This is a genomic window from Bacteroidota bacterium (assembly GCA_005882315.1).
GTDB lineage: Bacteria > Bacteroidota > Bacteroidia > Chitinophagales > Chitinophagaceae > VBAR01.
In genome coordinates this window covers 18,037-30,187 of record VBAR01000001.1, presented here as the reverse complement: position 1 = coordinate 30,187, position 12,151 = coordinate 18,037, and the positions used below count along the sequence as shown (strand labels likewise).

11 protein-coding genes and 1 tRNA gene are annotated in these 12,151 nt (G+C 37.7%); 5 read left to right on the top strand and 7 right to left on the bottom strand.

Annotation, left to right across the window (positions count from 1 at the left end; translation table 11 throughout):
* Positions 1–117 precede the first annotated feature (117 nt).
* From E6H07_00115 to E6H07_00090, 6 genes are all read right to left on the bottom strand, one after another.
* Positions 118–942: an amidohydrolase gene (locus E6H07_00115; GenBank protein ID TMI64356.1), complete on the bottom strand. Its 825-nt coding sequence runs from the start codon at positions 940–942 to the stop codon at positions 118–120.
* Positions 943–973: 31 nt separating this feature from the next.
* Entirely contained in the window at positions 974–1,339 is a 366-nt protein-coding gene (locus tag E6H07_00110; protein ID TMI64355.1) for a four helix bundle protein, read from the bottom strand.
* A gap of 87 nt (positions 1,340–1,426) precedes the next feature.
* Positions 1,427–1,759: an L-rhamnose mutarotase gene (locus tag E6H07_00105; GenBank protein ID TMI64354.1), complete on the bottom strand. Its 333-nt coding sequence runs from the start codon at positions 1,757–1,759 to the stop codon at positions 1,427–1,429.
* Between the two features lie 45 nt (positions 1,760–1,804).
* Complete coding sequence (locus E6H07_00100) at positions 1,805–2,653, bottom strand: fumarylacetoacetate hydrolase family protein (protein TMI64353.1); 849 nt, start codon at positions 2,651–2,653, stop codon at positions 1,805–1,807.
* 12 nt (positions 2,654–2,665) lie between these two features.
* A complete protein-coding gene (locus E6H07_00095; GenBank protein TMI64352.1) occupies positions 2,666–3,430 on the bottom strand; it encodes an SDR family oxidoreductase in 765 nt (254 codons plus the stop codon).
* A gap of 102 nt (positions 3,431–3,532) precedes the next feature.
* A tRNA-Ala gene (locus E6H07_00090) sits at positions 3,533–3,609 on the bottom strand.
* Between the two features lie 468 nt (positions 3,610–4,077).
* Here E6H07_00090 and E6H07_00085 point away from each other — a divergent pair.
* From E6H07_00085 to E6H07_00065, 5 genes are all read left to right on the top strand, one after another.
* Positions 4,078–4,671, top strand: coding sequence for a c-type cytochrome (locus tag E6H07_00085; protein TMI64351.1), 594 nt, complete (start codon positions 4,078–4,080; stop codon positions 4,669–4,671).
* Between the two features lie 42 nt (positions 4,672–4,713).
* The gene (locus tag E6H07_00080; GenBank protein ID TMI64350.1) at positions 4,714–5,649 is read left to right on the top strand and encodes an NmrA/HSCARG family protein; all 936 of its coding nucleotides are present in this window, start codon (positions 4,714–4,716) and stop codon (positions 5,647–5,649) included.
* 189 nt (positions 5,650–5,838) lie between these two features.
* Complete coding sequence (locus tag E6H07_00075; GenBank protein TMI64349.1) at positions 5,839–6,906, top strand: hypothetical protein; 1,068 nt, start codon at positions 5,839–5,841, stop codon at positions 6,904–6,906.
* The gene (locus E6H07_00070; GenBank protein ID TMI64348.1) at positions 6,855–7,985 is read left to right on the top strand and encodes a hypothetical protein; all 1,131 of its coding nucleotides are present in this window, start codon (positions 6,855–6,857) and stop codon (positions 7,983–7,985) included. Before E6H07_00075 ends, E6H07_00070 begins: the two co-directional genes overlap by 52 nt.
* 26 nt (positions 7,986–8,011) lie before the next feature.
* Positions 8,012–8,794, top strand: coding sequence for a response regulator transcription factor (locus tag E6H07_00065; GenBank protein ID TMI64347.1), 783 nt, complete (start codon positions 8,012–8,014; stop codon positions 8,792–8,794).
* Between the two features lie 137 nt (positions 8,795–8,931).
* On the opposite strand, the gene E6H07_00060 is transcribed toward E6H07_00065, so the two are convergent.
* Positions 8,932–11,997 carry a hypothetical protein gene (locus E6H07_00060; GenBank protein ID TMI64346.1) on the bottom strand — a complete coding sequence of 1,022 codons (3,066 nt, stop codon included), beginning with the start codon at positions 11,995–11,997 and terminating at the stop codon, positions 8,932–8,934.
* Between the last annotated feature and the right edge of the window lie 154 nt (positions 11,998–12,151).

Genomic DNA, 12,151 nt, shown 5'->3' with positions numbered 1-12,151 from the left:
ATTCAGGCTGGAGCAATTCAGACTGGAGCAAGTTAGATTTTTTTGCCCTGGCCTTTAGGCCGGGGATATAAAATACAAACAAAAATAAATTGGGCTTTAGCCCACAATCTCTTTCAATTATAAGTTATAAAACGCAACCGCATTTTCTCCAAATACTTTTTGCCTGTCGTCTTCAGTAAAATTTTCCATGTATTTTTCCAATAAACTTTTCCATTGTACATAAATACCGGAGAGCAGCATCACCGGCCAATCACTACCAAATAGTAAACGATCTGTACCGAATGCATCAAACACTGTATCGAGATAAGGATAAAAATCTTTTGCACTCCATGTTTTCCAGTTTGCTTCAGTAAGTAACCCTGAAATTTTGCAATGAACATTAGGGTGCTTTGCCATTTCTTTCACCAACTTACTCCATTCGTCAATATTTTTTGTTTTGATATCCGGTTTACCACAATGATCAATGATGAATTTCTGCCCCGGAAATTTTGAAACAAACTCCAGTGCCGGTTTTAGTTGATGATGATAGATAAGGATATCATAAGTGCAATCATATTTTGCCAAGGCCCTGATTCCTCTTTGAAAATTATCACGCAGCAAAAAATCTTCTGGTTCGCTTTGTACTATATGCCGCCATCCTTTGATGATAGAGTATTGAGAAAAATATTCAAGGCGTTGTTCAACGTTTTCATTTTGCAGATCAACCCAACCTACAACGCCTTTTATTTCTGAATGTGTTTTTGCAAGCTCTGTGAGAAAATGTGTTTCGTATTCAGTTTGACTTGCCTGTACTGCTACGCATCCATCAATATCATTTCTTTTGAGTGATTGGATCAAATGTTCCGGTAAATAATCCTGCTTTAAGATCTTCATGTTATCAGTGATCCATGAATCTCTTACTTTATCATATTTCCAGAAATGAACGTGTGTATCAATTGTCATAAAAAAGAATTCAGGATTCAGTAGTCAGGATTCAGAAGCCGGAGTTTGTTTCAATTGATGAAATATAAGAATCAAGTATTTTGCTAATCTCTTCTATTTGACCCATCAATTGTGTATTCTCTCCATAGTTTAAATCTGTTGCAAGAATAAGATAATACTGGCATTCCTCAAGTGAACCTTGCGAAATATTATAATACTTGATCTTATCCTTATTTGATATTTTCTTAAAACCTTCTGCAATATTTGCCGCAATTGATACTGCAGCCCTTCTAAACTGGGAAGTCAATGCATAAATTTCCTCTTTTGGAAATTTCATAGTGTATTTATATGTAGCTAAAACAAATAAGTGAGTTTTCTGCCAAACAATCAAATCAGTAAAGTTCTTTGCAGGACTCATAAAGTTATGTTTAATGTTAATGAAAGTAAAGTAGGTTCGTTCTTATTACTACTGAATTCTGAATCCTGACTACTGGATCCTATTAAACTAATCCAAACTAAAAATCTTTTCCATCAAAATCCATTTTTCTCCTTCCTTCGCCCATGGTAGTGCTTGTTGGAATTTCCACATCAGTTCTTCCCATTCCTGCACTTTCGGATTAGAGTTATCCATTGCAGCTTTCTTTTCAAAACTAAAATCATCTTTTGCTTCAATGATCATAAACATCCTGTTGCCCGTTCTATAAATATCCAGTACTTCAATACCGGAGTCTTTGATGCTTTTAATTATTTCCGGCCAAACATTTTTATGGTACTGCTCGTATTCTGTTATCAGTTTAAGATCAGCTTTCAAATCTAGGGCGAGACAAAATTTTTTCATACATTTTCTTTAATTCGCTAATCCGCACATTCGCAAATCTGCTAATCATTTCCATGCAACTGCAGTTTGTTTACTACTTCCCAATCCATCAATTCCTAATTCTATCACATCTCCTGCTTTGATATAAACAGGTTCTGGTTTTTGCCCGAGTCCAACTCCGGCAGGAGTACCTGTTGAAATAATATCACCAGGCAATAAACTCATAAACTGGCTGAGATAGGAGACAAGATGCGGAACATTGAATACAAGATTTTTTGTATTACCATCCTGCATCATTTTTCCATTCACAGTTAACCAGAGGTGAAGATCATTTACATCAGCTATTTCATCCTGCGTAGCAAGAAAGGGGCCAAGAGGTGCAAAAGTATCACAGCTTTTTCCTTTTACCCATTGTCCGCTGCGTTCCAGTTGAAATTCTCTTTCACTGTAATCATTATGCAGTACATAACCGGCAACATAATTCAGCGCATCAGCTTCACTTACATAACTTGCTTTTTTACCAATTACAATTGCAAGCTCTACTTCCCAATCTGTCTTTTTACTGTTTTTAGGAATAATAAGATCATCATTCGGTCCAACGATAGCAGATGTCGCTTTAAAGAATACAACAGGCTCCGGAGGTAATTGCATATTACTTTCTTTTGCATGGTCAGAATAATTCAAACCGATGCAAATAATTTTTGATGGCCTGGCAACAGGTGAACCCAATCTTGTATTTTTTGGAACAGGCTTGAACTCCGCTTCATGAACAAGTTTGTTCAGCAGTTTAATGCCATCATTTTCAAAAAACTCCTCATCATACTCATCAATGTAGTCTGATACATCGAGCCAGTTATCATTAATAATTATACCAGGTCTTTCATTACCGGGTTCGCCAAATCGTATTAGTTTCATTTCAATCTTTATTTAGTTATTCAATTTTACAAATCCACCATCAATAGGGTAATCACAACCTGTAATAAAAGAAGCTTCATCACTGCAGAGGTATAATGCCAGTGCAGCTATTTCGTCCGGTGTCCCCATTCTTCCTATTGGTTGCGTTTTAGAAAGTTTATCAAACATTTCTTGTTCTTTACCGGCATAATTATTTTTTAAAAAGCCATCTACAAATGGTGTGTGCACTCTTGCCGGTGAAATAGAATTGCAACGGATGCTTTCTGCGATATAATCTTTTGCTACACTCAATGTCATTGCCATCACTGCACCTTTGGCTGTACTGTATGCAAACCGATCGGGTATACCAACCAGTGCTGCAATAGAAGCCATATTCATAATAGAACCGCCGCCTGCTTTTCTAAGCTGAGGTATAGCAGCATAAATACAATTGTAAACTCCTTTTACATTTACCAGCATTACTTTATCAAAATCTGCTTCACCGGTTGTATCTGCTTTTCCAACATGCGCAATGCCGGCAACATTAGCAAGAATATTAAGTGTGCCAATTTTTTCAAACAGGTCAACAACATTTTTTTGATCCACTACATTGCAAGCATGTGCATGAGCAATTCCGCCTGCGTCTTTTATTTCATTTGCTGTTGCTTCAGCAGTTTCTGCATTTAACTCAAGAATATGAACGGTTGCTCCTTGTTTTGCAAAAAGAACGGCAATTGCTTTCCCGATACCACTGCCACCTCCTGTTACTACCGCTGTTTTATTTTTAAGACTAAACATTTGCTTTAATTATCTGCGTTGAAAGTAGTAAAAAAGGGAATTGAAACTGTCTTGAGCCGTCTTGATTTTAAAAACAAAAAAGGTTCTGAGTATTCAGAACCTTTGTGGAGGTTACCGGAGTCGAACCGGTGACCTTTTGCATGCCATGCAAACGCTCTAGCCAGCTGAGCTAAACCCCCATGGGGGTGCAAAAATAGGAGAATGGACTTTCCACGACAAAATTTTATCTACAGGAGCCAATCCATTCATTGTTGAGAGAAGTTACCAGTAGAAATCATCTTTTTCCGGCTCTCTTCAAAACGATTCATTCAGGATTTTGTGCCGTTTACTAATCAAAACTGACAGTTCAATAGGTTATACTAAAATAATTCAGTGCTGCCATGTTTCTTTGTGTTGTCATTAAAGGTCAGAAACTAAAATACCATTAACCTTATCATTTCTGATTTAAATGATTTTAGCTCTTTTATTCTCATAGCAGTACAGTATTTGGTTTTCTCATGTTACTACGGCCCCGCTTTCTAGTGGGGCCTTCTTTTTTTTCATCACTTCATGCAGGGCTTGTATCAATTCATTCATCTCTTCATTGCCTTCATTTATTTCAACTTTTATCTTGCTTCAAAATCATTAACCAACCTTAAACCTCTTTTATGAAGAAAACTACCTTAACCACGGGCATTGTTACATTAAGCATTGCAGCAACCGTTATCATGTATGCTATAAGCAGTGGTGACAATAATCCTGAACAACCTAAACCGATGACACAGGAAGAAAAAATAAAACGCGGCGAATATCTTGTTAACGCTGTGGGCTGCGATGATTGTCATTCACCTAAAAAAATGGGGGCACAAGGACCTGAAATAATTTCAGAACTAAGATTTTCCGGTTCTCCTTCAACAGCTCAATTGCCTTCTGTAAATACAGGAGAAATTAAAAAAGGCTGGATGATGTTTGCACCAGATCTTACATCTGCGGTCGGTCCATGGGGCCAATCTTATGCTGCTAACATAAGCAGCGATGCAACAGGTATTGGCAACTGGAAAGAAGAACAGTTTCTTAAAGCATTGCGTGAAGGAAAATACAAAGGTCTTGATAATACCCGTCCTTTATTGCCACCTATGCCATGGTTTGTTTATAAAAATTTCAGCGATGATGATCTGAAATCCATTTTCGCTTATTTGAAATCAACTAAGCCTGTACATAATGTAGTGGCGGCACCCAAACCTTTTTCAGAATTAAAATAATCAGTCCGGGGATTGCTTCGGAGTAATTAAAAACCATTAATCATGAAACAGAAACCAATCATTTTAGTTACCGGTGCTACCGGTGCGCAAGGTGGCAGCGTTGCACGAACCTTATTGGCTGAAGATAAATTTACTGTCCGCATTCTTACACGTAATGCTTCATCAGAAAAAGTTATTGCATTAAGAAATGCAGGCGCCCAGGTAGTAACCGGCGATTTGGATGATATATTCAGCCTGCTGCGTGCCATGAAAGATTGTTATGGTGTATTCGGTGTTACTAATTTCTGGGAGCATTTTGCAAAAGAATATAGCCAGGGGGAAAATCTTATTCATGCAGTTCAGCAATCAGGTATCAAACATTTTGTAATGCATAGTTTGCCTAATTATTATAGACTAAGCAGGGGAGCATTTGCTGTTCCGCAATATGATCTGAAAGCAGAATTGCAGAATTATGCTGAATGGTTAGATGTTCCGGCTACATTTATTCATATGTCTTTTTATTACGAAAACTTTTTTAACCTTTTCCCTTTACAAAAAGGTGTGGGCAATGAATTTTATTTTGGTTTTCCGCAAGGATCCACCCGGTTGGCGATGACGAGTGTAGAAGATACTGGTGGAATTGTTGCAACTACTTTTAATAACCCGGTTAAATATATCGGGAGAACAGTTGGCGCCGTGGGTGCAGATGATAGCTGTAGTGATTATGCAGACCTGATGTCGGAAGTTTTAAAAAGAGATATTTTTTACAAGTACATACCGAGAGATGATTATGCAGCGTTTGGTTTTTCGGGTGCGGAAGAACTTGCCGATATGTTTGAAGTGCAGCGTTTATTTATTCCCAACCGCTGGGCCGACCTGATGGAAAGCTATGAAATGAATCCTGCGATGCAAACCTTTGAAAGCTGGTTGATAAAAAACAAACCCAGGTTTGATGCTTATTTTAATTCACTATTGAATAACGCTGCTAAGGCAGCATAATTTTCAGGATATGTCCCGGCTGAAATTTAATCCCGGCCGGGATATATTTAACCGGCCCTTTACTGGCAATTGATTGCCCCCTAACATTTGTTTTCCAGTTCAGTCCTGCTTTTCTCCAATTCATCCGCCCCCCCTGACAAACCAATCAATACCAGCCTGCTCGAATCAATAAAAGATGGTAATTTGTATATGGTTATGAAGCTCAAACTTCCTCAATATAGCGGCAAGGATTATATGGTACTGGCGATTATTGTGCTACCCCTTACCATCATCATGAATGCGGTGCTTTTTGGTACCCAATATTTTCAGAACTGGTTGTTTTTTCTTTCTTCAACCGTGATAACAGCAATTGCCTTCAGTCTTTATTTTATCCTTTGTGGAACTGTTGCGGTATTAATGAAAAAACGATTTCCTCATGAACACCAGGCTACACTGAAGATCACCCTGATGATCCTCACATTTGTAACGATGACGGGTTTATTCCTGTTGTTATTGTTCAGGGGTTATGAAGCATTTCACTTTTACGATTATCGTTTCAATGAGCATGGATTTATCTGGGCCTATATCAGCATGGCGATTGTAAATATTTTCCTTACACTATTACTGGAGGGTATTTCAAGATTTGAAGACTGGCGCCGTAACCTGAAAGAAACGGAACAGTTGAAAAAAACATTTAAACAAAGCCAGCTCCATGGATTAAAAAGCCAGGTGAACCCCCATTTTCTTTTTAATAGCTTAAATACACTTTCAAGCCTGATCTGTGAAGATGAAGACAAAGCAGAAAAATTTCTGAATGAAATGACCAAGGTTTACCGGTATATGCTCCGCAGCGATGATGAACAATTGGTAACGGTGGAAGAGGAATTGAAATTTATCGAATCCTATCAATACTTGTTGGAATCAAGATTTGGTGATGGATTAAAGATACATGTGAATGTAGGTGAACATACAAAAGGTAAATTAGTTCCTGCTCTTGCGCTGCAGACATTAATTGAAAATGCATTTAGTCAAAACACCATCAGTAAAAGCAATCCCCTCATTGTAACACTTGGTTGCGAATGTCCTGAGAAGATATGTGTGAGTTATAACCGCCAGGCGAAAGCATTGACCGAACCGATGGGCTATGACCAGGAACTGGATAACCTTGTAAAAAAGTATACCCTGCTTAATCAACCGGCTGTAGTAATTGAAGAAAGAGAAGATGAATGCTGTATTTATCTTCCATTAATAACACAAGAAGAGGAGGTAGCTGTATGAAAACCTGGATGAAGCCCACAAAGCTGCAACGCTTTACCTTTATTACATCAATGCCTTTTATTGATGTGCTGGCGAATTATATTTTGTTTGATGAAAGGTTATTTAAGGATATTAATATATGGCTGATCTCGTTCCCATTGATAATTGTTGGTGGTTTCTGTATCTGGAGAGTCCAGGTGATATTGGGAAATTATATAAAATATCATTACCCCGAATTGCGGCAAACAACAAAGAGAGTTCTTTTTAATATTTTGTTTATTGTTCCCTGTATGGGGCTGGGTGTGGCGTCCATTTATTATGTATATGCCGGCTTTGGCATATTAGGTTACCAGGATAATCCCGAAGATCTAAAGCTCTGCCTGCTCATGGGATTTTGTATCAACCTTGTTTTTGAAACATTGTACGAGTCTGATTTTTACCTGGGACGTTATAAAGAAACGGTACAGGAAAAAGAGCAACTGCATCAATTATCTATTCACCATGAATTTGACAACCTGAAGAACCAGGTAAACCCGCATTTTCTTTTTAATTGTTTTAATACTTTATCATCACTCATTACTGAAGATAAAAAGAAGGCCGAAAAATTCCTTGATGAACTGAGCAAAGTATACCGGTATTTATTGCGCAATAATGAAAGCGGATTGAGTACGGTTGAAAACGAGATAAAATTTATCCAGTCTTATTACCAACTTTTGCAAACAAGACATGGCGAAGCTGTAAAACTGAGTATCGATATTGATAAACGATATGAACCGTATCTGATGCCATCACTCACTCTCCAGTTGCTGGTAGAAAACGTAGTGAAGCATAATGTTCTTTCAAAAAACAAACCGCTGATCATTGATATTTTTACTGCAGCTGGTAATAAATTGGTAGTAAATAATAACCTGCAGCGCCGGTCGATGAAAGTGCCAAGTGGTAAAGTAGGACTGGAGAATATTAAATCAAAGTATAAATTGCTTCAGCAAAACGGGTTCCAGGTAATTGAAGATGGAAAGAATTTTACCGTGGTATTGCCACTTATCTGGAACAACAGTATGCAGCAAACAAAAATTGACGGTAAGTTGCAAATAGTATAGATCATTCACCATTTAACACACACAATATGAAAGTCCTGATAATAGAAGATGAGGAATTAGCCGTAAAGAAATTACAGAAAACATTGCAATCAGTAGATGAAAATGCAACAGTGGTAGGTACAGCCGATAGTATACAATCAGCTGTAGAATGGCTGCAGGAAAATAACCCACCGGATCTGATACTAATGGATATTGAACTTTCCGATGGACAAAGCTTTGAAATATTTAATCTTACTGAAGTAAAAAGCCCGGTCATTTTCACTACTTCTTATGATGAGTTTGCATTAAAAGCTTTTAAAGTAAATAGTGTTGATTACCTGCTGAAGCCGGTACAAAAGGAAGATCTTGAAGCAGCTTTGAATAAGTTTAAAAAACTAAAATCGGCATTCGGTAGTCCCGAAACTGCCGGTAAAGATCTGAGTATTGAAAGCTTGGTAAAAGAACTGAAACAAAAACTACAGCCAAAAGAGCATCGGAAGCGTTTTTTGGTGAAACATGCACAGAAGCTTGTGTCAATTGGCTGCGACGAGATCACTTATTTTTACAGTGATGGCCGCCTGAATTTTTTCAAAACAAAGGATAATAAAAAATATGTAGTAGACTATACTATGGATGAGCTGGAAGAAATGCTTGATCCTGAAATTTATTTCCGTATCAGCCGCTCCTTTTTTGTATCCGTTGGTTGCATTGAAAAGATCGAAGATTATTTTGGCAACCGTTTAATTCTCCAGTTGAATCCTGCAGTTGATAAAGAAGCATTAGTAAGCCGGGAAAAAGTAACAGAGTTTAAGAAGTGGATGGGGAAGTAGGGAAGTAGGGAAGTCAGGAGTCAGGAGTCAGGAGTCAGGAGTCAATGAAAAATAAACGTTGTAAGATAAATACTGAATCTTTATTTTGGATTAGCTTAAATATCTAATATCCCAATATCAAATATCTATTCTTACCATCACAATACCGGTATTTGCAATACGATCAGCGAACTGCTTTTATGTACTTCTACTTTTAATGTAGCACCGATGGCTGCAAGTCTTTTTTCCATATCCTGGCGGTGCAGCAGGTTGTGCAATTGCTGCATATCGCAACCATCATTATCAAATTGAATAGTAAATATCATGCGGCTGCTTTCAAGCCCGATATGTATCTGGCAGAATTTTGTACCTGCATCAACAAGGCTTTTAATTCCGTCTTTAAACATTACAAATGCTTCATGCCGCAATTTCATGTTCAGTTCGAGGTTCTCTACTTTTTTATCTACGAGTAAATCAATTTCGACTTCATGACGGTTCTTCAGTGAGTCAATATATTCTTTCATGCGTTCAACAGTTCGTTCCATATTATCATTCGACGGATCAATACTCCACAGCATATCATCCACCGCTATGATCATATTATGGCTCTTGGTATGTATCTGTTCAATATATTCTTTTGATTTTTGGGGATCGGTATCGGCCTTCTTTCTTGCCATCTCACTCAGGATATTGATATTGTTCAGGGAATTGTTTACTTCCTCGTGAAGGTTATCAGCAATATCATTCCGCATTTTCTGTATAGCTTCTTTTCTGCTCATCCGCTCACGGTCCCACCAGAAAAGAAGAACAGCGATCAATAAGATCTCAAGGCTATAAAACCACCATGCTTTCCAGAAAGGAGCTTTCACTTTGATCTTAAGCGTAGTGGTCATCTGTTCCATCAACTGCCCGTTCTCATCCACGGCGGCAACCATGAAAGTATAATTACCCGACGGCACATAAGTATACACAGCATGAAAATCCTTATCAGCGATCTTCCAGTCTTTATCAAGCTTCTCTAATTTATATTTAAGCAGATATGCGCCGCTATAAACTAATGGTGAAAACTCGATCACAAACGAATTTTCATTATACCTGAATTCTGCTTTATTCAATTGCTTTAGTGAATCAACAAGTAACGGTTTATTCATTACCTCAAAATTTGTAATAACTACTTCGGGTGATGATGTATTAATTACAACTTTATCAGGATTGAAAGCAATGAACTGTTCACTGCTACCGAAAAGTAGCCGTCCATCAGGTAATTGCGTAGATGCAGCCAGTGTAAAATTATCATTCTCTATTCCATCGTGCCTGTCAAACCGGATAAATACACCTTTTCGGATATTGATACGGAAAAGTCCTGTTGATGTACCGATCCAGAGATAACCATTCTTATCTTTTTCAACAGCACCTATATAACCTGAGATTTGTTCTGCACTGCCAACATTGAAAATTTGTTTTTGCAAACGATTATAAACGTAAATACGATTGGTTGTAGTAAAAACCATCAGGCTGTCATTATATTCAACAACAGATGAAAATCCATCGTCCACTAACTTCATTTCATTTACTCCCTGTGTACCGAAATGCATCTGAACCGAATTGTTGTCTGGGTTAATGGCATACACTCCATTTCCAGGGGTAGCCACCCAGACCAATCCTTTTGAGTCAATAGAAATTTTATTGATCGTTGTTTTTGGAATTCCGGGAAAATATTCCGGTTCATCAGCAAGTGTCCCGGTTCGTTTGTTTCTTCTCCATTTATAAACAGCCATACCCTGCATACCGAGCCAGAGATCACCATTTTTATCTTCAACAACCTGTCGTATTGTTCTGTATTGTAAAATCGGGGGATTATAATATTCGGCAGTTCTTGTATCCTGGTTTATTTTATAAAGCCCCGGTTGTGCGGTCATCCAGATCGTTTTTTTATCACCCGATGCAAACATGGACCAGGGGATGAAATTGTCTTTTTCATTAATACCTTTTATATTAATAGGGATCTTATTGAGATCTTTATCATAATGATAAAGACCATCGCCCCAGGCGCCGGCAAAAATGGTTCCCCATTTAGTTTGAATGAAAGATAATAAACTGCCACTTCCAATTTGTTGTGTAGCCCGGTTAGTATGACTGATATTGGTAAAAAATTCCTGTTTAGGATTAAAACGGTATAAACCGTTATTGCTGGTGGCTACCCAAATATTTTTTTCCCTGTCTTCAAAAAGGCAACGGATATATTCATAAACAATACTGCGATCATTAAGATAACCGTTGCGTACTACCTGGAAATCTTTTTCTTTTTCACGATACCTTGCGAAAACTTTTGCGCCCATCACCCAAATAGATCCATCCTCCTGCTGAAAATTGCCTTCGAGTTCATAATAAATTTTGAGCGCATCATTGAAATAAATTTTACCGGTGACTGGTTTGTTATTTATAACATCGTAGCAGGCAATATATGGCGAGAAACCCTGCCAATCGCTGTACCATAACCTTCCGGATTTATCAAAGAACAAATGATAATATGCAAACTTTGTATTGAATGCATCAACTGTAGGTTCTTTTTCAATATTATCTTCAGGGGTACTTAGTTTTCCGGTTGCTGCATTGTATACCATAAAACCGCCTGTTTGCCGTGCAAACCAATATTTTTTTGTGCCCGGTTGCGGAGCAAACCCGGAAATACCACAATCAAGATTTATTTTAAAAAGGTTACCAGCATCAGAAAACTCATTCAATGTTTTATTGTATACAAATAGCTCACTTCCTCTGAGCAGTAAAAAAACATTTCCCTGATCATCTTTTATTAATTTTTTAAAAGTATAGGTCATCTTTTTAGGGTCTTTTGATTTTATGGCTACACTGCGAAAATTAAGCTTATCAGTATTAAAAATCCCTATATGACCTTCTGCTGTTAGTACCCAAAGATTGTTGTCATTATCAATGAACAATTGCCAAATAAGATTAGAGGGTAATGATGCAGGATCGTTTTTGTCATGCAAAAAAGTTTTATAGCGAACGCCGTCAAAGCGCTGCAGGCCGGCAGCCGTAGCAATCCAGATATAACCATTTTTATCCTGCGTTACTGAGTTCACTTCATAAGATCCAAGCCCTGCAGCAGGAGTGTACTGCGTAAATTGAAACTGCAATGGCTTCTGTTGTGCATTTGCAAAACCGATGCACCAGGTAATAATAAGAGCCAGGATGGTGTGTTTCAATTGATGATTTTAAGACATACAAATTTAATGAACAGTCGGGGTAGAACAACCCGGTTCATACACGGAATATAACAATCCATCTGCTTTAACAACAATTGGTCTCGGGAAAAATTTACCGGTATTGAACAACTGTTCATATTTCTTAAAAAAATGT

What these genes read in the sequence shown, in the direction of transcription:
- E6H07_00115 (TMI64356.1), bottom strand. Translation starts at nt 942, where the DNA reads ATGACAATTGATACACACGTTCATTTCTGGAAATATGATAAAGTAAGA.
- E6H07_00110 (TMI64355.1), bottom strand. Translation starts at nt 1,339, where the DNA reads ATGAGTCCTGCAAAGAACTTTACTGATTTGATTGTTTGGCAGAAAACT.
- E6H07_00105 (TMI64354.1), bottom strand. Translation starts at nt 1,759, where the DNA reads ATGAAAAAATTTTGTCTCGCCCTAGATTTGAAAGCTGATCTTAAACTG.
- E6H07_00100 (TMI64353.1), bottom strand. Translation starts at nt 2,653, where the DNA reads ATGAAACTAATACGATTTGGCGAACCCGGTAATGAAAGACCTGGTATA.
- E6H07_00095 (TMI64352.1), bottom strand. Translation starts at nt 3,430, where the DNA reads ATGTTTAGTCTTAAAAATAAAACAGCGGTAGTAACAGGAGGTGGCAGT.
- E6H07_00085 (TMI64351.1), top strand. Translation starts at nt 4,078, where the DNA reads ATGAAGAAAACTACCTTAACCACGGGCATTGTTACATTAAGCATTGCA.
- E6H07_00080 (TMI64350.1), top strand. Translation starts at nt 4,714, where the DNA reads ATGAAACAGAAACCAATCATTTTAGTTACCGGTGCTACCGGTGCGCAA.
- E6H07_00075 (TMI64349.1), top strand. Translation starts at nt 5,839, where the DNA reads ATGGTTATGAAGCTCAAACTTCCTCAATATAGCGGCAAGGATTATATG.
- E6H07_00070 (TMI64348.1), top strand. Translation starts at nt 6,855, where the DNA reads ATGCTGTATTTATCTTCCATTAATAACACAAGAAGAGGAGGTAGCTGT.
- E6H07_00065 (TMI64347.1), top strand. Translation starts at nt 8,012, where the DNA reads ATGAAAGTCCTGATAATAGAAGATGAGGAATTAGCCGTAAAGAAATTA.